The organism is Pseudomonas graminis (assembly GCF_001705435.1).
Lineage (GTDB): Bacteria > Pseudomonadota > Gammaproteobacteria > Pseudomonadales > Pseudomonadaceae > Aquipseudomonas > Aquipseudomonas graminis_B.
Genome location: NZ_MDEN01000057.1, coordinates 187,899 through 209,179 on the forward strand (window position 1 = coordinate 187,899; position 21,281 = coordinate 209,179).

Annotated in this window: 22 protein-coding genes; 8 read left to right on the forward strand and 14 right to left on the reverse strand. The window is 58.4% G+C overall.

What is annotated here, in order from left to right; all coding sequences use genetic code 11:
• Window positions 1-89: 89 nt before the first annotated feature.
• Window positions 90-1,634 carry a murein biosynthesis integral membrane protein MurJ gene (gene murJ, locus BBI10_RS07135; RefSeq protein WP_065987675.1) on the reverse strand — a complete coding sequence of 515 codons (1,545 nt, stop codon included), beginning with the start codon at window positions 1,632-1,634 and terminating at the stop codon, window positions 90-92.
• A gap of 250 nt (window positions 1,635-1,884) precedes the next feature.
• On the opposite strand from murJ, the gene rpsT reads away from it, so the two are divergent.
• On the forward strand, window positions 1,885-2,163 hold the full coding sequence (gene rpsT / locus BBI10_RS07140) for a 30S ribosomal protein S20 (RefSeq protein WP_037015424.1): 279 nt from the start codon (window positions 1,885-1,887) through the stop codon (window positions 2,161-2,163).
• Between the two features lie 68 nt (window positions 2,164-2,231).
• Here rpsT and BBI10_RS07145 read toward each other — a convergent pair whose 3' ends face one another.
• From BBI10_RS07145 to rplU, 5 genes are all read right to left on the reverse strand, one after another.
• On the reverse strand, window positions 2,232-2,702 hold the full coding sequence (locus BBI10_RS07145; protein ID WP_065987676.1) for a CreA family protein: 471 nt from the start codon (window positions 2,700-2,702) through the stop codon (window positions 2,232-2,234).
• A 28-nt stretch (window positions 2,703-2,730) separates the two neighbouring features.
• The gene (proB, locus tag BBI10_RS07150; protein ID WP_065987677.1) at window positions 2,731-3,849 is read right to left on the reverse strand and encodes a glutamate 5-kinase; all 1,119 of its coding nucleotides are present in this window, start codon (window positions 3,847-3,849) and stop codon (window positions 2,731-2,733) included.
• 85 nt (window positions 3,850-3,934) lie between these two features.
• Complete coding sequence (gene cgtA, locus BBI10_RS07155) at window positions 3,935-5,158, reverse strand: Obg family GTPase CgtA (RefSeq protein WP_065987678.1); 1,224 nt, start codon at window positions 5,156-5,158, stop codon at window positions 3,935-3,937.
• 241 nt (window positions 5,159-5,399) lie between these two features.
• Window positions 5,400-5,672, reverse strand: coding sequence for a 50S ribosomal protein L27 (gene rpmA, locus BBI10_RS07160; protein WP_037015434.1), 273 nt, complete (start codon window positions 5,670-5,672; stop codon window positions 5,400-5,402).
• Between the two features lie 33 nt (window positions 5,673-5,705).
• Window positions 5,706-6,020 carry a 50S ribosomal protein L21 gene (gene rplU, locus BBI10_RS07165; RefSeq protein WP_003176051.1) on the reverse strand — a complete coding sequence of 105 codons (315 nt, stop codon included), beginning with the start codon at window positions 6,018-6,020 and terminating at the stop codon, window positions 5,706-5,708.
• Window positions 6,021-6,259: 239 nt separating this feature from the next.
• Here rplU and BBI10_RS07170 point away from each other — a divergent pair, with 239 nt between their 5' ends.
• Window positions 6,260-7,228, forward strand: a complete 969-nt coding sequence (locus BBI10_RS07170; RefSeq protein WP_065987679.1) for a polyprenyl synthetase family protein — start codon at window positions 6,260-6,262, stop codon at window positions 7,226-7,228.
• A 174-nt stretch (window positions 7,229-7,402) separates the two neighbouring features.
• Window positions 7,403-7,645 (forward strand): PA4570 family protein, encoded by a 243-nt coding sequence (locus BBI10_RS07175; protein WP_065987680.1) that lies wholly within the window; start codon window positions 7,403-7,405, stop codon window positions 7,643-7,645.
• An 82-nt stretch (window positions 7,646-7,727) separates the two neighbouring features.
• Here BBI10_RS07175 and BBI10_RS07180 read toward each other — a convergent pair whose 3' ends face one another.
• The 5 genes from BBI10_RS07180 to BBI10_RS07200 all read right to left on the reverse strand — a co-directional run bounded on the left by BBI10_RS07180 (window position 7,728) and on the right by BBI10_RS07200 (window position 12,486).
• Window positions 7,728-8,345 carry an FKBP-type peptidyl-prolyl cis-trans isomerase gene (locus BBI10_RS07180; RefSeq protein ID WP_065987681.1) on the reverse strand — a complete coding sequence of 206 codons (618 nt, stop codon included), beginning with the start codon at window positions 8,343-8,345 and terminating at the stop codon, window positions 7,728-7,730.
• 85 nt (window positions 8,346-8,430) lie between these two features.
• Entirely contained in the window at window positions 8,431-8,736 is a 306-nt protein-coding gene (locus BBI10_RS07185; protein ID WP_065987682.1) for a DUF6482 family protein, read from the reverse strand.
• 139 nt (window positions 8,737-8,875) lie between these two features.
• Window positions 8,876-9,364, reverse strand: a complete 489-nt coding sequence (locus tag BBI10_RS07190) for a TIGR00645 family protein (RefSeq protein ID WP_065987683.1) — start codon at window positions 9,362-9,364, stop codon at window positions 8,876-8,878.
• Between the two features lie 171 nt (window positions 9,365-9,535).
• On the reverse strand, window positions 9,536-9,868 hold the full coding sequence (locus tag BBI10_RS07195; protein ID WP_065987707.1) for a hypothetical protein: 333 nt from the start codon (window positions 9,866-9,868) through the stop codon (window positions 9,536-9,538).
• Between the two features lie 185 nt (window positions 9,869-10,053).
• Entirely contained in the window at window positions 10,054-12,486 is a 2,433-nt protein-coding gene (locus BBI10_RS07200) for a Lon protease family protein (protein WP_065987684.1), read from the reverse strand.
• A 280-nt stretch (window positions 12,487-12,766) separates the two neighbouring features.
• Between BBI10_RS07200 and BBI10_RS07205 the strand changes: the two genes are divergently transcribed.
• On the forward strand, window positions 12,767-13,255 hold the full coding sequence (locus BBI10_RS07205; RefSeq protein ID WP_065987685.1) for a DUF3015 domain-containing protein: 489 nt from the start codon (window positions 12,767-12,769) through the stop codon (window positions 13,253-13,255).
• Window positions 13,256-13,327: 72 nt separating this feature from the next.
• Window positions 13,328-15,187 carry an Lnb N-terminal periplasmic domain-containing protein gene (locus BBI10_RS07210; RefSeq protein WP_065987686.1) on the forward strand — a complete coding sequence of 620 codons (1,860 nt, stop codon included), beginning with the start codon at window positions 13,328-13,330 and terminating at the stop codon, window positions 15,185-15,187.
• A 116-nt stretch (window positions 15,188-15,303) separates the two neighbouring features.
• On the opposite strand, the gene BBI10_RS07215 is transcribed toward BBI10_RS07210, so the two are convergent.
• A complete protein-coding gene (locus BBI10_RS07215) occupies window positions 15,304-15,501 on the reverse strand; it encodes a heavy-metal-associated domain-containing protein (RefSeq protein ID WP_065987687.1) in 198 nt (65 codons plus the stop codon).
• 155 nt (window positions 15,502-15,656) lie between these two features.
• Between BBI10_RS07215 and BBI10_RS07220 the strand changes: the two genes are divergently transcribed.
• From BBI10_RS07220 to BBI10_RS07230, 3 genes are all read left to right on the forward strand, one after another.
• Complete coding sequence (locus BBI10_RS07220) at window positions 15,657-16,037, forward strand: hypothetical protein (protein WP_065987688.1); 381 nt, start codon at window positions 15,657-15,659, stop codon at window positions 16,035-16,037.
• A gap of 280 nt (window positions 16,038-16,317) precedes the next feature.
• Entirely contained in the window at window positions 16,318-17,250 is a 933-nt protein-coding gene (locus tag BBI10_RS07225) for an Ig-like domain-containing protein (protein WP_065987689.1), read from the forward strand.
• A gap of 17 nt (window positions 17,251-17,267) precedes the next feature.
• Window positions 17,268-17,720: a DUF2599 domain-containing protein gene (locus BBI10_RS07230; RefSeq protein ID WP_065987690.1), complete on the forward strand. Its 453-nt coding sequence runs from the start codon at window positions 17,268-17,270 to the stop codon at window positions 17,718-17,720.
• Window positions 17,721-17,799: 79 nt separating this feature from the next.
• On the opposite strand, the gene BBI10_RS07235 is transcribed toward BBI10_RS07230, so the two are convergent.
• Window positions 17,800-18,693: a PA4780 family RIO1-like protein kinase gene (locus BBI10_RS07235; RefSeq protein ID WP_065987691.1), complete on the reverse strand. Its 894-nt coding sequence runs from the start codon at window positions 18,691-18,693 to the stop codon at window positions 17,800-17,802.
• A gap of 305 nt (window positions 18,694-18,998) precedes the next feature.
• Window positions 18,999-21,263: an autotransporter outer membrane beta-barrel domain-containing protein gene (locus BBI10_RS07240; RefSeq protein WP_065987692.1), complete on the reverse strand. Its 2,265-nt coding sequence runs from the start codon at window positions 21,261-21,263 to the stop codon at window positions 18,999-19,001.
• Between the last annotated feature and the right edge of the window lie 18 nt (window positions 21,264-21,281).

Here is a 21,281-nt window from a genome sequence, read left to right on the forward strand (position 1 = left end):
TTATAACCACACACCGCCGTCAACGACAGGCGACACATCCGGGCAAACCACAACAATCGACGTTAACCGGCAGAAAACGACGACTGATCCTACAGGATCGCCTTGCGAGCGAAATGCCTGACGCGGAAACCCAGCAACAGCAAAGTGCCGAAATACGTCACGACACCTGCCAGTGCCAGCGCGCCGAGGCGCAGGAATCGCTGCAGCATCTCGCCGTCTGACCAAGCGGGCATCACATGCATCAGGCCCAGCAGCACGGCGGACATCGCCACCACCGCGATAATCAGCTTGCCCAGGAACATCGGCCAACCCGGCTGCGGCTGAAACAGGTCCTGCTTGCGCAACTGCCAGAACAGCAGCAACGCATTGAGGCAAGCCCCGACACTGATCGCGAGCGCTAAACCGGCGTGTGCCAGATGGATGACATAGACGAAAAGCACATTGAACAGCTGAGTCACCATGAGGGTGAAGATCGCGATTTTCACCGGCGTGCGGATATTTTGTTGAGCATAAAAGCCCGGCGCGAGCACCTTGATCACGATGATGCCCAGCAGCCCCACCGAGTACGCGACCAGCGCCCGCTGGGTCATCGCGGCATCTTCGCCGTCGAACTTGCCGTACTGGAATAGCGAAACTGTTAGCGGCTCGGCAAGCAGCCCGAGCGCCAGGGTGCACGGCAGCACCAACAGGAAACACAAGCGCAGGCCCCAGTCGAGAATCCGCGAATATTCATGGCGATCCCGGCTGGCGTAGGTTTTCGAGAGAATCGGCAGCAGAATCGTCCCCAACGCCACGCCGAGCACCCCGGAAGGCAGTTCCATCAGGCGGTCGGCGTAATACATCCAAGACACGGAACCTGCGACAAGAAACGAGGCGAATATGGTGTTGATGATCAGCGAAATCTGACTGACGGACACCCCAAGCATGGCCGGCAGCATCTGCTTCATCACCCGCCAGACACCGGTGTCGCGCAGGTTGAGTCGCGGCAGCACCAGCATGCCGATCTTTTTCAGATGCGGCAGCTGATAAAGAAGCTGCAGCAAACCGCCCGCCAGCACAGCCCAGCCCAGCGCCATCACGGGCGGGTGGAAATAGGGCGTCAGGAACAGGGCGAAGAAGATCATCGCCAGATTGAGCAGCGTCGGCACGAACGCCGGTACGGAGAAGCGATTCCACGTGTTGAGGATCGCGCCGGCCAGTGATGACAGAGAAATGAGCAATATATAAGGAAAGGTCACCCGCAGCAGGTCCGAGGTCAGCTGGAACTTCTCCGGCGTATCGGCAAAACCCGGCGCGGTGGCCCAGATGACCCACGGGGCAAATACGACGCCCAGCACCGTGACGATCGCCAGGGCCAAGGTCAGCAGGCCGGTGACATACGCGACAAATGTGCGGGTTGCCTCTTCGCCCTGTTGGCTCTTGTATTCCGCCAGGATGGGAACGAAGGCCTGGGAAAAAGCGCCCTCGGCAAAGATCCGGCGCAGCAGATTGGGCAGCTTGAAGGCGATAAAGAAGGCGTCAGTGGCCATGCCGGCACCGAAAGCGCGCGCGATGATGGTGTCGCGGACGAAGCCCAGCACCCGCGAAAGCATCGTAATAGAGCTCACGGCGGCAAGCGATTTGAGTAGATTCATCGAAAGGTTATACGCCTGACCAAAGGAAGCGCCAAAGCGCGTTCCATATATGCGATACTCCGCGCCGCAAAACAGCTCAGAGCCAAAGCCCGCGAGTTTACAGGTCGCACGCCGGAAAGAAATCACCTCGGCACCACACTGCGACCACTCAGCGGAACGCATCAACTGCCCTTGACAAGTGTCAAACTCATCGGCATGATTCGCGGCCTATTTTGTTAGCTATTTCCCAAGTCTTTCGAGGAGCTCGACGGTGGCCAACACACCTTCCGCCAAAAAACGTGCAAAACAGGCTGAGAAGCGTCGCAGCCACAACGCCAGCATGCGTTCCATGGTTCGTACCTACATCAAGAATGTAGTTAAAGCCATCGACGCTAAAGACGCTGAAAAAGCGCAAGCTGCTTATGTTCTGGCTGTGCCAGTTATCGACCGTATGGCCGATAAAGGCATCATCCACAAGAACAAAGCTGCTCGCCATAAAGGTCGCCTGAATGGCCACATCAAGGCTCTGAACCTTGCTGCTGCAGCCTAAGCGATTCGCTTGTTAAAAAACCGACCCCAGGGTCGGTTTTTTATTGCCTTCGATTTGCCTCTGCAGCTTCAAGGTGCCGGCGCAGGTGTCCATGGCAGGATCGGGATCGCGGTCACGGCATTCTGCGGACTGCCCTCGATGACCTTGTCGCTGTAAACGAGGTACACCAGCGTATTGCGCTTCTTGTCGAGGAATCGCACGACCTGCATCGTCTTGAACACCAGCGAAGTTCGCTCCTTGAACACTTCGTCGCCATCCTTCAATTGCTCCTTGAAGTGAATGGGACCGACCTGCCGGCACGCGATGGACGCTTCGGCACGATCTTCAGCCAGGCCCAGACCACCCTTCACCCCGCCGGTTTTCGCGCGAGACAGATAGCACGTCACACCGTCGACCTTGGGGTCGTCGAATGCTTCGACCACAATCCGATCGTTAGGACCGACCATCTTGAACACAGTTGATACCTGGCCGATCTCTTCAGTCGATGCCAGCAACGGCAACATCAGCAACGCGCCTACCAGCCCTTTCATGACTCGCATGTATGCTTCCTTCTTTTGATGATGCACTTCAGACCAGAATCAGGTTGTCACGGTGCACGAGTTCAGGCTCGGCCATGTAACCCAGCTCCTTGACGATGGCGTCAGAGGGCAGACCGATGATCTTCTGCGCTTCGAGCGCGCTGTAATTGGTCAGCCCGCGGGCGATCTCACGACCGTCAGCCGCCACGCAGACCACCATTTCGCCGCGACGAAAGCTGCCCTGCACCAGCTTGACACCGACAGGCAGCAAACTCTTATGGCTTTGGGTCAGCGCTTTTACCGCACCCTCGTCCAGCACCAGCGTGCCACGGGTTTGCAGATGCCCGGCCAGCCATTGCTTGCGAGCCGCGAGCATTTCGCGCTCCGGGGACAGCAACGTGCCCAATCGCTCGCCCGCCTTCAGACGCGCCAGGACGCGCTCTATGCGGCCACCCACGATCACGGTGTGCGCACCGGAACGGGCGGCGAGTCGCGCCGCACGCAACTTGGTCTGCATGCCGCCACGACCCAGCGCACCGCCGGTGCCGCCAGCCACCGCATCAAGGGCGGGATCATCAGCGCGCGCTTCATAAATGAGCTGCGCCTCGGGATTATTGCGAGGATCGGCGTCGAACATGCCGTCACGGTCGGTCAGGATGACCAACAGATCAGCTTCAACCAGGTTGGCCACCAGAGCCGCCAAGGTGTCGTTGTCGCCGAAACGGATCTCGTCGGTGACGACGGTGTCGTTTTCGTTAATGACAGGGATGACTCCCAGCTCAACCAAAGTACGCAACGTGCTTCGGGCGTTCAGGTAGCGCTTGCGATCGGACAGATCGTCGTGAGTGAGCAGAATCTGCGCAGTATGCCGTTGATGCTCGGCGAAGCTGGATTCCCACGCCTGCACAAGACCCATCTGACCGATTGCTGCAGCGGCCTGAAGCTCATGCATGGCACTCGGTCGCGCAGTCCAGCCCAGACGGCTCATACCGGCCGCTACTGCGCCGGATGAAACCAGGACCAGCTCGACACCCGCCTCATGCAGGGCCACCATCTGCTCGACCCAAACACCCATCGCGTTGCGATCCAGACCCTTGCCGTCCGCCGTCAGCAGCGCACTTCCGATCTTCACCACCCAACGCTGGGCACCTGTCACCTTGCTCCGCATGATCTTTCAACCTTAAGCCAGAGAGTCCGAATTCTAGATACTAAAACGCCGCTTCAAGAGCGGCGTCGTAGTTTACTTCAGTCGATCAGTCGCGGACGTAAATGATTTCCGGACCATCTTCGTCTTCCACGTCTTCCTCATCCCAATCGTCATCGCCGATGTCATGTACGCTCTTCACGCCGCTACGGCGCAAGGCACGCTGATCATCCAGCGCCTGCAACTGGGCGCGAGCTTCGTCTTCGATGCGTTGATCCAGCTCAGCCAGCTCGGCAGCGTAGGCCGGGTCATTGGCCAGACGATCAGCACGGTCTTCGAGATAGCGCATGATGTCGCGGGTCAGGCGATCAGTGCCTTCTTTGGCGATGGCCGAGATCACGTAGACAGGGCCGGTCCACTCCAGACGATCAATGATCTCCTGCTTGCGGGCCTCATGCTCTTCTTCGAGGATCTGGTCGCACTTGTTCAGGACCAGCCAGCGATCGCGGTCGGCCAGCGCAGGGCTGAACTTGACCAGCTCGTTGACGATGACTTCAGCGGCATCCGGCGCACTGCTTTCATCCAGCGGTGCCATGTCAACGAGGTGCAGGAGCAGACGTGTCCGGGCCAGGTGTTTGAGGAAGCGAATCCCCAGGCCTGCACCATGGGAAGCACCTTCGATCAGGCCGGGAATATCGGCGACGACAAAGCTCTTCCAGCGATCGACGCTGACGACACCCAGGTTCGGGACGAGCGTGGTGAACGGGTAATCAGCGACCTTTGGCTTGGCAGCCGATACCGAGCGAATGAACGTGCTCTTGCCGGCATTCGGCAAACCGAGCAGACCGACGTCAGCCAGCACTTTCAGCTCAAGCTTGAGGTCACGCTGCTCACCCGGCTTGCCGGGCGTGGTCTGACGCGGCGCGCGGTTGGTACTGGATTTGAAACGCGTGTTGCCCAGACCGTGCCAGCCGCCATGGGCCACCAGCAGACGCTGGCCGGCCTTGGTCAGGTCGCCGATGACTTCCTGGGTGCCGGCGTCGATCACGGTCGTGCCGACCGGCACACGCAACACCAGCTCTTCACCCTTGCGACCGGTGCAGTCGGTGCTGCCGCCGTTCGAACCGCGCTCGGCGTCGAAGTGACGGGTGTAGCGGTAGTCGACCAGGGTGTTGAGGTTTTCGTCGGCGATCATGTAGATCGAGCCGCCGTCACCGCCATCACCACCGTTAGGACCACCGTTCTCGATGAATTTCTCGCGACGGAAGCTCATGCAACCGTTACCGCCATCACCGGCCTTTACTCGAATGGATACTTCATCAACAAATTTCATAGCGCACGCCTCCCGTCACAAAGACGAGCAAACAACATAAATTCATAAGGCTCTTGCAAAGATGAGCGTTGCGATACCGATCAAAAACCAGCGACTTCACACCACAACGGCCCACACAAACAGCTTTGCAAGAGACTCACCGGAAACAGACCCTTCTACAAACGAAAAAGCCCTGTCATCGACAGGGCTTTTCAGCTCAGGAGGTATGAAGGTCAGGCCCTCATCCCCCCTGAACGCAAGATTATGCCGCGACTTCAGTCTTTGGCACGATGCTTACATAGCGACGACCGAAGGCGCCTTTAACCTGGAACTTGATCACGCCTTCGACTTTAGCGAACAGGGTGTGATCTTTGCCCATACCAACGCCGTAGCCAGCGTGGAATTGGGTGCCGCGCTGACGCACGATGATGTTGCCCGGAACGATAACCTGGCCGCCATACATCTTCACGCCAAGGCGTTTGGCTTCTGAGTCGCGACCGTTACGGGTACTACCACCAGCTTTTTTGTGTGCCATGAGTCAATTCTCCTAGTGAGGATTAGGCTGAAATTAAGCCTGAATACCGGTGATTTTGATCTCGGTGTACCACTGGCGGTGGCCCATACGCTTCATGTGGTGCTTACGACGACGGAACTTGATGATGCGGACTTTATCGTGACGACCTTGGGAGATCACTTCAGCCACAACGGTAGCGCCTGCAACAACTGGAGCGCCGATGTTCACGTCGTCGCCATTGGCAACCAACAGAACGCGATCAAAAGTAACGGATTCGCCGGTAGCGATTTCCAGTTTTTCAATCTTCAGGTATTCACCTGGGGCGACCTTGTATTGCTTGCCGCCAGTAACGATTACTGCATAAGACATGGTGTATCTCCGATAATCCTGCTCACCCAGCTCTTTATAGGAAGAGGTATTGGCTGGCATGGCTGCACAAGGCTGGAAGGCCGACATGCAATTGCGTAAGGCAGGTGCTGCCCAGGAAGTTAGGGTGCGCGATTGTACGCAAGCGATCAACGCCTTGCAAGCTGCGTTATGTCACGCCTTGACAGGGTGGGGCCTGCAACCTAGCATGCCGCGCAACCCTTCTGGAGCACGTCTCGCTGATGCAACCCCAAGCCTTCTACACCGCTGTGGCGGACGACTTTACAGCCGTCGACCACATTATCAAGAAGCAGCTGACATCGCGCGTGCCGCTGGTCTCCAAAATCGGCGACTACATCACTTCCGCTGGCGGTAAACGCCTGCGTCCGTTGCTCGTTCTGTTGTGCGGCAAAGCGCTGGGCTCTGGCGGTGATGACCTGCGCCTTTTGGCGGCGACCATCGAATTCCTGCACACCGCCACCCTGCTCCACGACGACGTGGTAGACATGTCCGGCATGCGTCGCGGCCGCTCGACAGCCAACGCCATGTGGGGGAACGCACCCAGCGTGCTGGTGGGGGATTTCCTGTATTCGCGCTCGTTCGAGATGATGGTTGAACTGGGCTCGATGCAGGTGATGCAGATCCTCTCGAAGGCCACGCGGGTCATCGCGGAAGGCGAAGTGCTGCAGCTGTCCAAAGTACGCGACGCCAGCACCACCGAAGAAACCTACATGGAAGTCATCCGCGGCAAAACCGCAATGCTCTTCGAAGCGTCGACCCACAGCGCCGCAGCCCTGGCCAACGCCGGCCCGGAGCAAAGCGAAGCGCTGCGTACCTTCGGCGATCATCTGGGTGTCGCTTTCCAACTCGTCGACGACCTGCTGGACTATCGCGGCGATGCGGAGACCCTCGGCAAGAACGTCGGTGATGACCTCGCCGAAGGCAAGCCCACTCTGCCGCTGATCTACACCATGCGCGAAGGCACCGCTGAACAGGCTGCGCTGGTTCGTCAGGCCATTCAGAAGGGCGGCCTGGAAGATCTCGAAAGCATCCGCGACGCCGTGGAAACATCAGGCGCCCTCGAGTACACCGCCCAGCTGGCACGCGACTACATCGCTCGCGCCATTGCCTGTCTGGATGTGCTGCCGCCGAGCGTCTATCGCGACGCACTCGTCGAGCTGAGTGAATTTGCGGTCGCTCGCACACACTGACCGCTGCCCCGCTCCATTCCGCTGAAAGCCCGTCCATGTGACGGGCTTTTTGTTGTGCGGGATTCAGGCCCGCCCTCAAGGCCTGCCCCGCCAGCAATGCGAATTAATCTCGAATAGATCCTTGCTATTCCTCAGATAAGAATTATTCTCATTGAAACATTCAAGGAGAATCACATGACGTATCTGATTGATGCCTGGCTTGACCGGCCACAACCCTACCTGCGCATCCTCGATCGCGAGACGGGTCAAGTGTGTGCGGTGCTGGAAGAAGAGGCGCTGGACGAATTGCGCGATCAGGGGGATCTGGATGTCAGCAGCCTGAGTTCAAGCGAACCCGGCGTTCAGAAGGAGATGGTGCGGAGCCTGTTTCTGTTCTGCTATGCGCGGGCATTGCGTCCGACCAGTGAACTGCATTGATGACGACACCTAAAATGACAATGCCGAGCCAGCGCGGGGCTGACTCGGCATCTGTCGAGCGTGAAGCGGTCGCTACAGAGGCTTACAGAACGTCGAGCAGTTCAACGTCGAAGACCAGAACGCTGTGCGGCGGAATGCTGCCAACGCCTTGAGCGCCGTAGGCCAGTTCGCTAGGAACATACAGACGCCATTTGCTGCCGGCCTTCATCAGTTGCAGGGCTTCGGTCCAGCCTGGGATCACGCCGCCAACCGGGAATTCAGCCGGCTCGCCACGATCGTAGGAGCTGTCAAACACAGTGCCGTCGATCAGCATCCCGTGGTAGTGAGTGCGCACGTTGCTTTCGCGGGTCGGCTGAGCGCCTTCGCCCGCAGTGATCACTTCATATTGCAGACCGGAGGCCAGAGTGGTCACGCCATCACGCTTGGCGTTCTCGGTCAGGTATTCCTTGCCGGTGCCAGCGGCTGCTTCAGCTTTGGCCGCTGCTTCGGCTTGCATGATTTCGCGGATGACTTTGAAGCTCGCACCCATTTCTTCCTGGCCAACGCGGCTCGGTTTGCCGGCAAAGGCGTCGGTCAGACCGGCCAGAATGGCGTCGAGGTCGACGCCCGGCGGCGGGTTGTCACGCAGTTGGTCGCCCAGCTGACGACCAATACCGTAGCTGACGCGGGTTTCGTCGGTGGACAGATTGACTTCGGACATGACACTGCTCCGCTGAAGAGCACCCGTGGGTGCTCACATTTAAAGGCCGGGCAGACTAGCACAAAGGGCAATATCCAGTAAAAACCTACAAGGTCGAGCGGATGGACAGGGGGATCTTGACGTTCTGGTCCAGGGCGTCTTCCACGCCACACATCTCATCATGGACCACGGCGTGGACCAGACTGAACGGGATGGGCGGCACAGATTGCAGGAGTTGCCGTGCGTGCTCGACCGAACGCAGGTGCAACGCTTTGTTCTGTGCGTCGACCAGACGATGTGCGACGCCCTGCATCCGCGCTTCCAGCAGGTAGATGCCGCCTTCGATGGAGATAAGGTTGAGTTCGTCGATGCGGCCGGCGCCGGCGTGTGAGGTGAGTTCCTGCAAGTTCATGGCTAAGCCTCGTGGTGACTGGCTGAATAAGCGAACCCCAAGTCTCGCTGACACTGGCCTGAGCGCAAGGGACCAGCAGTGCCGCTGGTCATATTGGCTCGTAACGCTTCGATCACCCTACAGCCGGAAGCGCAGGCGATCAGTGCTTGGTCAGCTTGTCCAGATAGCCCATCGCGAAGGCAGAGACCACGAATGTCATGTGGATGATCACGTACCACATCAGGTATTGAGGCTCGATGTTCTTGGCGTCCATGAACACCCGCAACAGGTGAATGGACGAAATCGCGACGATGGACGCGGCGACTTTCATCTTCAGCGACGAAGAATCCATCTTGCCCAGCCAGTTGAGCTTTTCCTTGCCTTCGTCGATATCGAGTTGAGACACGAAGTTTTCGTAGCCGGAGATCATCACCATGACCAGCAGACCACCGACCAGCGCCATGTCGATCAACGACAGCAGCACCAGAATCAGGTCCGATTCGGCCAGCGCGAACACGTTAGGGATGATGTGAAAGATTTCCTGGAAAAACTTCAGCGCCAGCGCCAGAAGCCCCAGAGACAAACCGAAGTAGATCGGCGCCAGCAACCAGCGCGATGCGTACATGGCATTTTCGATAAAACGTTCCATTGAAGCTCACAGATCATTGAAAAGCTCGCGAGTATAGGGCGAAGGCCAATTAGCACAACCCACCGCGAAAAGAGTTGAAACAATAACGCCCGATCGGGCGTTGGAGAAGATCGACGAATCCGCATTTTGGAGACCGCAGAAAGCACATGCGGACGCGTCGAGAGGCTGGGATCAGTTGACCGGAGACGTCCGCTGAGCCTGAGCAGCGTCGCTGTTGATCCTTCGCAGCTCCCCTTGAAGGTGAAGGCCCCAGATCGGGATCTCCTCCGCCGTTTCATAGCCATGCAACACAAGGCTTTCAGCAATGGCATCAAGCACCGATTCGGCAGCAATCGGTCCATGAAAAGGCCCCTGAGCCTTGAGTGCCGAGGGCTGTTCGCCAGACATTCCGGCAGCGAACAACAAGGTCCACATTCCTGTATCGCCTGACAACGGGCGAACGACACATTCGATTCGGGTCACCAGACCCAGGCATTGGCGAGTCAGACAGAGGCTGCGCGGCATGGCGAGCTCCTCATTGATTGCAGTATTCATTTCTTTCGCAGAACGAGAGAAATGCGTCAGTCCCTTTGACAACTGCTGCAACCCGACAATATCGAACAAATACCCCGTTGGAAAAGCGCGAAAACGAAAAGGGCGCCGAATGGTCATTTTGCCATCAAGCGCCCCGTTTCATTGACGTCAAAGGCCTAGCTTTTCAGCTCGGGCTGTAATTGTGGCGCCTCCTTTTCGAGCTCTTTGAGGTCGTCGTCGCTGAGCATTTCAGCGATGTCGCGAAGGCGGTCCACTACCCTGCCATTGACCGAATCATCGGGGAACTGACCGTCTTCGTCCGCTTCTCCGACCGGCATGCCCACCAACAGGCTCAGCGCTTCATCCACCTGACGCACGGCGTACACGTGGAACTGGCCGGCGCGAACCGCTTGCAGCACGCGCTCGTCGAGCATCAGCGTGGCAACGTTGGCATGGGGAATGATGGCGCCTTGATCGCCCGTAAGACCTCGGGCTTCGCAGAGCCGGAAGAATCCTTCGATCTTCTCGTTGACGCCACCCACCGCCTGGACTTCACCGAACTGGTTGATCGAGCCGGTGATGGCGAAGCACTGCTTGAGCGGGGTTTTCGACAGTGCGGAAATCAGCGTGCAGACCTCGCCGAGGGACGCGCTGTCGCCATCGACGTAGCCGTATGACTGCTCCAGCGCGATGCTCGCGGAAATGGCCAGCGGGAATTCCTGGGCATAACGGCTGCCCAGATAACCGGTCAAGATCATTACGCCCTTGGAGTGAATCGGCTGACCCAAGTTGACCTCACGCTCGATGTCGACGATGCCGCTGCCACCCGGGTAGACCGTCGCTGAAATGCGCGCCGGCACACCGAACGCGGAATCCCCCACCTCCAGCACCGTCAGGCCATTGCATTTGCCGACTGCCGCGCCATGGGTGTCGATCAGGATGATGCCCGCCAGCATGTCGTCGAGAATGCGTGCGGACACACGACCGGTGCGGGTGGCCTTGGCCTTCAACGCCCGCTCGATGTGTCCGGCGTCGGTGCGCTCGTCACCGGCCACGCTGCGGATGAAGTCCGCCTCGCTGACCAGTTGAAACAGATCGCCGATGCGCGCCGACAAGCGCCCCTGATGCTCGGCGAGACGCGCACTGTACGTGGCAAGGCGCGCGACCGCGTCCGCCGTCAGGGGCGCCATGCCCTCCTCCGAGGTCCGGGTTTTGAGCAGCTGGGCGAATTGCTCCAGGCTCTCGTCGACCATCGGGATGTCTTCGTCGAAATCCACCAGCACCCGGAACATCTCCTGGAAGTCCGGATCGAGGTCCTGCAGCGTGTAATAGAGCGATCGTGCGCCAATGATGATGACTTTGACCTGCAGCGGAATGGTCTGCGGGGTCAGGGTCACGGTAGCCAGACGCCCCAGCTCACCCAACGGTGCTTCCATCTTCAGCTTGCGCGATTGCAGGGAGCGCTTGAGGGCGTCCCACACGAATGGCTCGCTGAGCATTTTTTCGGCTTCGAGCACCAGAAAGCCGCCGTTGGCCCGGTGAAACGCTCCAGGCCGTAGCTGACGATAGGTGGTGTAAAGCGCGCCCTGATCGGTGCTGTATTCGATACGGCCGAAGAGGTTGTCGTAAGTCGGGTGTGGTTCGAACACCACCGGCGCACCACCGCTGGCGGCATGGCCGACCATCAGGCTTGGGCAGTATTGCTCTTCGAGCAGCTTGCGTGCCTGGGCATCGGTTTTGCTGTCGTCGACCAGTTGCTCGACCACGGTTTTCAGCAGGTTGACCTGCACCGCCTGGAGGTAGGCGCACACCGCGGCGTTTTCGGCGTACTGCTCGGACAACGGTGCCAGCAGGGGCTGAAGCGCGAGGATGATGGTCTCTTCATTGAGCTCACGCATCTGGTTGTTGGACTCGCGCTTCCACTGCGGCAGGCTGGCGAGCTCTTCATTCAATCGCTCCTCCAGCGCCGAAATATCGGTGTGAAAACGCTCGCGCTCGACTTCCGGCAATTGCGAAAACTCGGCCTCGTCCAGCGCCTTGCCTTCGAGCATCGGGGTGAATGCGATATTGGTGTTGTCGCGGTACAGCGCGATGTCCTTTTCCAGCGCAAGACGCTCGATGACGTCGAGTGCACGGTCATAGCGCTGGTTGAAGGCGCGGTCGATCGAGCTCTTCTTTTGCTGGTAGGACGGATGCTCGAACACCGCAGGAAACGTCGACAGCAGGTTGTCGATCAGTCCGTTGATGTCGGCAATGAACGCACTGGCGCTGCCGGGCGGCAATTCCAATGCGCGCGGCTCGCGGGCGTCGTCAAAATTGTTGACGTACACCCAGTCCGACGGCGTCTGCATGCGCTTGGCTTCGGCCTTGAGGTAGCGTTTGACGAAAGAGAAGCGCCCGGTGCCAGACTCGCCCATGACGAACACGTTGTAGCCGGGGCGCGGCATGGCGACGCCAAATTGCAGGGCTTCGACCGCTCGTTCCTGGCCGAGCACGCCGCGAAAGGGTTCCAGATCGTTGGTTGTCGTGAAGCTGAACTGTTCAGCGGAAAAGGGACGGGTCAGCGCTTCGGGCGCAAGTCGCAAGCTGGCAGCAACAGAATCGGGCATCGGACATCCTTACATCAGGCGGGGCAGATGGGCGCATTCTGGCGCTCGCCGCACCGCACTGGCAAGGCATGAACCACCTGATCGCTTTTCCGTATGAGGAACCTGCCTACACACCCGGCGGAGGTGGATTACACGCAACAATCTGCAATTGCTGACGGAACGTTCATATCGTGCCTAAACTCCAACTTGCGCGGCCGGTAACAATTTAAATAACCGGTTCGCCCTGGCGCCCTTACGGCCAGGAATCCGACCCTTGGTTGAAACAACAGAGACTAAAGCTATGAAACGGATTCTTCTTGGTACTCTCTTCGCCGCTGTGTCCATCAACGCCATGGCTCAAGCGCCTGGCGGTCCGGACTGCGGTTGGGGCAACATGCTGTTTGAAGGTCAACGCGGTACTCCCGCTCACTTCCTCGCTTCCACCACCAACGGTACTTCGGGCAACGCCACCTTCGGCATGACCTCGGGCACCAACGGTTGCTCCACCAACAGCGCGCTGACTTACGGCGGCAAATCCTGGATTGCCATGAACGGCATGATGGATGAGCTTTCCAAGGACATGGCCATGGGCCAAGGCGAAGCACTGACCACGTACGCGGTCGTGTTGGGCGTTGCACCGGAAGACCGTGCGCATTTCGCCGCAGTCACCCACGAGCACTATCAGCAGATCTTCACCAAGGCCGACGCCACTGCTGAAGACGTTCATACCAACACCATCGACATCCTGAAGAACGATCCGACTCTGGCTAAATACGCAACCCAAGCTTAAAGTCGTGCCGCCTGCCTTCCTCCCCGGAAGGCAGGTTCTCCGCCCTGCCCACTTCTGACTAGTTGCCACTCTATGCTCAAACGCCTTGCCTGGCTGATGCTCTGTGTCTGCGCCCCGCTGTCCGCCGCGCCTCACGTCGACAATGATCGTTTGCAGCAACTGGCCAATTCCAGATTCTGGATCTCCATCGGCCACTACGAAGCCGGCAAGCTGGGTGGCTGGCGCAGCTATGTCGACGACCCGAAATTCTTCCTCGCCCAGAACGGCGCCCATGACCCCAAAGCCGAGCTGGCCGCGACGCTTGAGGCGATCTACCGCCCTGTCACCCAAGGCCAGGAAAACGCCCATCCGCAATGCGTTTACCCCTCCCGCACGCGCTTTCTGCGCGACGAATTGAAGCTGACCGATTTGCCCGCGGTTGACTGCAAAGAATTCAACAAATGGTTTTCCGATGTGGCCCCGGACAGCACCGTGCTGATCTTCCCGGCGGCCTACCTCAACAGCCCGTCGTCCATGTTCGGCCACACGCTGCTGCGCATCGATCAGGCGGACGTGCAGGCCAACAAGACCGCTTTGCTCAGCTACGCGATTAATTTCGGCGCTTACATCGAGGGCTCCGACAACAGCATTCTGTATGCGTGGAAAGGCTTGGCAGGAGGCTATCCGGGGCTGTTCGCGCTGGTGCCGTACCAGGAAAAACTCTCCGAGTACCGTAGTTTGGAGAACCGCGATTTGTGGGAATACCGCCTCAACCTGACGCCCGAAGAAACCCGGCGCATGGTCGAGCACGTGTGGGAACTCAAACAGATTCGCTTCGGGTATTTCTTTTTTGACGAGAACTGCTCCTACCGGTTGCTAGAGCTGCTTCAGGTGGCTCGCCCTAGCCTTGACCTGACGCCGCAGTTTCGTCTGACGGCCATTCCCACGGACACCGTGCGCGCGGTCAAGGAAGCGGGTCTGGTCGAGAAGATCGAGTATCGCCCTTCCAGGGAACGCGAGCTGCTGAGCCGCGCCGAGCCGCTGAATCACGATGAGCAGCAGTGGGTTTTGAAAGTCAGCGCGGACCAGAAGCAAATGCAGAGCGCCGAGTACATCGCGTTGCCGAAGGAGCGTCGCGCATTGATCCAGGATGCGGCCTACAGGCTGGAGCGGTATCGCGCCAACGGCCAGGAACGTGATCCGGCGAGCGCGCAACGCAGCTATGACCTGCTGCGTGCGATCAGCACCAATCCGCCGCCGCCGTTGGAGATTGAACGCCCGGGTCTGCCGGAAGACGGTCATGAGTCGCGTACCTGGCAACTGGGTGCGGGCACCCGGGATGACAAGGCGTTCGCCGAATACGGCCTGCGCATGGCGTATCACGATTTGAATGACAACGCGTATGGCTTTCCGCTCGGCGCGCAGATCGAAATCCTGCAGCTCAAGCTGCGCCAATACGAAGACAGTCATTGGCAGGTCCAGCGGCTCGATCTGGCGACCATCCGTTCGCTGACACCGCGCAACGAGCTATTGCAGCCCTGGTCGTGGCAAGTGGCAGGTGGCCTTGAGCGGGTGCTGGGCAAGCACGGCGACGAGAATCTGGTGAGCCACGTCAACGGCGGCGCGGGCGGGACATGGAAATTGGGGGATGACGTGCTGGGCTTCGCACTGGGCACCGTGCGGGTTGAACACAACAACGATTTCTCGGCGCTTATTTCGCCGGCGGCGGGTTTCAATACCGGCGTGCTGTGGCGCAATCCACTGGGTAATTTCAGCCTGGAAACCAAGGGCGATTACTTCACCAACGGCGAAGTACGGCGCAACATCAGCCTCAATCAGCAATGGGAACTGTCGCGCAACCTCGGCCTGCGGCTCAGTGCGCAGCGGGATTTCAGCCAGCTGACCTCACCGGTTAATGAAGTGATGCTTGAGCTGAAGTGGTATCACTATTGAGTGATGCGCTCCTGGTTTTTCAGTGTGATGCCCGACGTCTTCCCGGCTGAAGCCGGTCCTACAATGCGCGCGACGGTTGTGTAGGACTGGCTTTAGCCGGGAAGAGGCCAGCACTGCTATGTGCGCGTCGTGGTGTAACCTTCTTCTTCGATCAATTCCACAATCTGCTCAGCCTCAAGCTGACTCTGGACTTTCACCTCACCTGTGGCGAGATCAATCTGCACCTGCGCCGTGGGGTCTTGCCCCTGAATGGCGCCAGTGACGGCTCGCACGCAATGCGCGCAGGTCATGCCTTGAACCTTGAATACCTGCATTTGCTGACTCCTCTTCCCATCGAGAACGTGTGATGACGCCATCTAAGACCTTTCCGTCGGGGCAAGGTCAAGTTTCCGGTGAATCGGCCGGGCTGGCATTCATCCGCACTCTGCGCCAGAGTGCGCCTACAACCGTCATATCAGGAGAATCAGACATGCGCTGGTCAGCCTTTCGTATTGCAGGTTTCGCCGGACTGTTGGCTTGCGCATCCTGGGCTCATGCCGATCAGGACTATGGCGTGCTGATCATTTCCCGCGAGCGCCTGGAGATCTCCACGTCCTGCGAAATCGGGATCTTCATGCAGGACCAACTCGTCGGGCGCCTGTACCAGGAAGAGTCTCGCTCCTTCAACCTGCCCGCGGGCGACCTGTCTGTGCGCTTGCGTGTACTGCCAGGCCAGACGCCGGGCTGCTCGCCGGGCATTGAGGCGCAGAACAACACGCGCCTGCACATCAATGCAGGTGACGTTCTGAAATACCGCATCGCGTCCGGGCCCAACGGGATGTATCTGAAAAAAGCGGATTTGAATTACTGATAACGGCTCAGAACGACCTTGCCGCCCTGGCAAGGATGAGCTGAAAGTAATCAACTTCAGCTAGCGATGCCTGCGCGATGCGCACCCTCCCCTGATTCCCTTTCACAACGGCCAACAGGCAACTCGGTACTGCCGACGCCCGCAGGTTATTCGCTATATGCCTGACAGGACACTATCGCGAATCAATATTTGAAGAACATGGCATACCGCGCTCTCTCCATCTATACATTGAAGTCAAGACAAGGAGTCACGCGACCCCTACTTAAAAGGAGTTTACAAAATGGCGCGTCTTCCGCCTACAGCAGGATCAGTACAAGTTCTCGACAATGGAGTTCCTCTTGGCACCGTCACACTCCAGGCCGATGGCACATGGAACTTACCCGCTGCGGGGCTCGCACAAGGCACACATACCTTTACTGCTCGCGTTGATGGCGTTATCTCCAATCCATGGACCGTCAACATCCAACAGAATAATGAGATGAACCTTGTCGAACCCCATTTCAAAAATGCGACAAGTGCAGGGAACGGGAGAGAGCAGATCAATTATTACGCCTACGAAGGCGATGGTTACGTGGAGATTCCTGCCTATGGTGCCCTGAATGGAGATACGGTGCGTGTGTCTTGGGTGGGCAGGAGCGTCACGATAGACTCCGAGATCCAAACGGTGACCAATCCTGCGATTCCGCTGGTCTTCAAGATTTCCATGTACGAGGTCATCGACTGCATCGGGGTCAACGCAACCATCAAATACACCGTGGTACGGCCGCCCAGCAACGAAGTGCATAGGTCTCTGGCCTTGTCCTTGACGGTCATGGGCCATTCCGGTGCCATTACCGCGCCCACCATCAATAGCCCGGACAACAACAACCTGCGCGTTCAGTTTGCGACTGATTACTACTCGGCGCAGGCGCGGTTCATCGGGCTGACCACCGTTGAAAGTCCTATAAAACAGTTTAACGGCAACTATATAAACTTCACTATTGATCAAACCTGGCTGAACGCAAACAGGGGTAGGCCCGTACTGTTTAACTGGAGCTTGAAACGCTTCGGCAATAGTCAAATCTTTTACTCGCAAATACTGCGGGTCAACGACTTGAAGTACAAGGAAGTCGATCCTGGAACGATCGAGCAATTCGATCCGGCTACGCGCGATGCTATTCAACGCTTCATAGCGAGCGCCTATGTGCTCATCAAGCTGCTGTTCAAACGTTAGTTGGCGAGGAACGCCCCATGAAAACAAGGATGCTTTTAATCGCCGCGTTATTGGCCGGCGCTGCCGCCACACAGCTCTCAGCTGCAGAGGTGGCCATGAAACAGCCCCTTAAACCTTCTGTTGCCCAGAACTGCAGTGAGTACATTCAGAGCGGAAAATGGGTGTATCGCTTCAGCAGCGATTATCAATTCAACGAATGGATGCTGTCACTGACACCCAGTGCATGCGGCCGCTACATCGACGCAACTGAAACGGCGTACATGTTTTATGAAGTCGTCAAGAAGTTCGGACAGAGCGAACACTGGTCGAATAACCGGGGCATGATCAATCAATTGACCTGTCACCTCTACATCGCGCGGGAAAAACCTGAGTGGAATCTGGAGCCGTGGAGGCCATACGTGGGGTATACCAAAACGGTAGCAGCCGGATGCAACCCTCTCGAGCCCGATCCGGACCCTGTCTACCACTGAATCCCTGCCAGACCTGGCGGTGGCTGAGCATCGTTAGATGAAGTGCTGGACACTGATCCAGCGCTTCATTGGCGGCTTGCTACTGCATCCAGGGCGGAGGCGGTTCTTCGGACTTGTTCGGCGGCGCATCGTCCGCCGTTCGCGCGGCCTGGCGCCTTGCGTCATCCAGTCGCGCCGCTTCGATCTCGCGCAACACACTGCCGACGTCGGCAATATCGTCCGGATCTGCAAATTCCCCGGTCAGCAGGGTCGCAGGGGACAAAGTGCCGGCTTCGAAGTGGGACCACATCTCACGGGCGTAGCGCGTCTCTTTCAGCTCGGGCGCAAAGCGGCCGAAGTAGGACGCCATGTTGCCGACGTCGCGCTCCAGCATGGTGAATGCATGATTGTTGCCCGCAGCATCTACCGCTTGCGGCAAGTCAATAATGACCGGCCCGGTAGGCGTGAGCAGCACATTGAACTCGGACAGGTCACCGTGCACCAGGCCGGTACACAGCATCAGCACGATTTGCTGAATCAGGAACGCGTGATACTCGCGCGCCTGATCGGGCTCAAGCGTCACGTCATTCAAACGCGGCGCGGCATCACCGTACTCATCGGCAATAAGCTCCATGAGCAGCACGCCCTCGAGAAAGTCGTACGGCTTGGGCACTCGCACGCCGGCCCCTGCCAGACGGAACAGCGCCGCGACTTCAGCGTTCTGCCACGCGTCTTCGGTTTCCTTGCGGCCGAACTTCGAACCCTTGGCCATGGCGCGGGCCTGGCGGCTGTTGCGGACCTTGCGGCCCTCCTGGTATTCCGCCGCCTGACGGAAACTACGTTTATTGGCCTCCTTGTAAACCTTGGCACACCGCAGCTCTTTGCCACAGCGCACCACATAAACAGCTGCCTCTTTGCCGCTCATGAGCGGGCGCAGCACCTCGTCGACCAGACCGTCTTCGATCAGGGGTTCAATGCGTTTAGGAGTCTTCATCAGCTTTTATTGGGGGTCCTTCGTTGCCAAACACGCGATTGTTGCTCGTTATACGGCAATCCTCTGTCGGCGAGTAGGGGCTTATGCGACTCGACCATGGATTCAATACCTGCCTCTACGGCGCTTACACCTGCAAAGCAGGTTTCATGCCGGGCGCAGCGATACCCTGTCGATCAGCCATAAAGCCCTCTGCCAATGGGTCATATCAAAGGAAGGCCCCCCTAACGTCACGGATGCCAAGCGAACACTCAGAAATAAGGGGCCTTTGAAGACCCCTTCCATGACAGCAAATGGTTGCGTCTTCGTTACCAGCTATAGCGAACGCCTACGCTTACGCCCCAAGGTTGTTCGATGTTGCGGCCCTTCATAAAGTCGACATCCGCATGTAACTGCAGCACGTCGGTCATTTGCGCGGCAACGCCGGCCCCCAACTCGACGCGAGAGCCAGAGAGGTCGTTTGTGAAGCGGTTTTCGTTGATGCTCACGCGATTGCGCGACACAAACTCGTGAGCAGCGGCCACCTTCATATAGGGCTGAACAAACGCCCCATCGTCCAGCGTGAATGTGCGGCCCACTTGCGTACCGGCTTTGCCCAGCAACGAATCCGCCCGGTTGCTGCTGGCGCGCATGCCGTTGTCGAGATCGTAACTTTCTCCACCGACCAACAGCCCGGAAACTTGAGCGAACGGCTCGACGAACCAGTCATCTGCGAGCTTGATGTGCTTGCCGACCTCTACCGAGGCACCGACGCCTGCAGTGTTGTAATTACCCTTTGCTTTCTCGCCATCGCTCATGCGCACTTCGGAATGGTTCTGGAAACGGTTGGCCTTGATCAGCGCATCGACATAGAACCCATCATCGGCAAGCCAGGTGCTATAGGCGCCGAGGTAATAGCTGTCAACCGTACCGGATGTGCCTTGCTGAAGGTCCAGGTCGGACTTGCTGTAACCGCCCATCAGCCCCACAAGCCATTGGCCCTCGTTGCTTGGTAAAGGCGCGTCAGCACCGAACGCTACCCCCTGCTGGACTTGCTTATAGGCCACGCCGCCACCCGCAGACATGTTGAATTTATTGCCGTAGCTGCGAATCCAGCCGCCGCCCTGATCGGTACCGTTGCGCAATTCTCCCATGCGAGTGCGCAGCGTCGCTGATTCGCCATACCAAATGGTTGGCGCGGCGCTGAACAGGCCGATCACGGCTTGTGAAGACTCGGAGAGCTCGTCGGTCTTCACCAGCGACCAGTCCGTGCCGCCTTCGGCCACGTTCTGCTCAAGCTGATAGGCGTAGGTGCCAAAGTCGACCTTGCCGCCGAGCAGAGAAAACTGTGCATCGCCTTCTGCCACATGCACGAGGGTCTGGGTATCATTGGCCTGAACCGGATCGACACCGGTGTTCTGTACCAAAAGCTGGTAACTACCGACGGCAGTTCCTGTCACCTCCAAGAAATCACTCTCGCCAGCCGCCAGATCGGTGCCCATGGCAAATGTGCCATTGCCTTCCAGTTGGCCCAGTGTCAAGCGGCTGAATTCGGGTGTCGTCCCTCGCAGATCAACGGTCCCACCGTTCAGCAAGAGCGAGTTGACTGAGGAGTGGCCCTGCATGATCCACGCAGAAGAGTCATCGATAGCGAGGCTCGTAGCGTTAGTCACCTTGCCTGTGAGACTGGCATTGCTATCCAGCGACAGCTTGGCGGTAGACCCCTCTTGCACCAGAACATCACCTTCCAGTTGACTGGCGCTGACGTTGAATGTGGCGATAGCAGCGTTTTCTACCTCGAGGATCACCCCGTTGCCACCTTTGAGGGTGGAGCCGTTGGCGACATCGATCCTGGTTTCGACAGCCGGAGCGTTGCCGGCACTGACCAGGATGGCGCTGCCCTTCTCACCCACGACCGCAGAACCATCGGCCACAACCAGGCTTGCGGCTGAAGACTGCGCCCCTGTTCGACCCGATACCATGACCACGCCGTTGTTTTCCCCTACGACGGTGCTGCCCGACATCGTGGCGCGACTGCCGCCCAGCACCATACCGACACCACCGGAAATAGGCCCCACTGTGTCGACGCCAGCATTGCCTTTGACGGTTGTGTTCACCAATGAAACTTCAGCGCCGTCGAATGCGTTAATCCCGCGACCGGCACCGGAAATGATGCTGTTAGTGACAACCGCGCTTGAGACGCCCGTGTCCGTGTCATAGCGATACAGATGCAGTCCGAAGCTGGCTTCCGACGTTGAGGACGTGATGTTCTGCGCGGTAATGGTTGCGTTGTTGATGACGGCACGGCTTGTCTCGAGTAACACGCCGGCGCTGCCCCGGCTTGTCGCTGTGCCACCGTCGATATCAACGGTGGAATTCCAGCGGGCATCAATGTTTCCTGTTTCACCTCCCGGGGTGACGACGAGTCGCGCATTATTCAGCCGCCAGTCTTCCGGTGTATCGGCGTAACTGACTGTGGCCTCACTGCCTGGGCGAAGATAGCTGGCCCATCCCCCTTCGCACGTGAGCGCAGTCCCCAGGAAAACGGCGATGGGCCAGGGTGCAGCTCGCATGAATACTCTTTCGGATTTCATTAAACAGTTCCTCTCCCT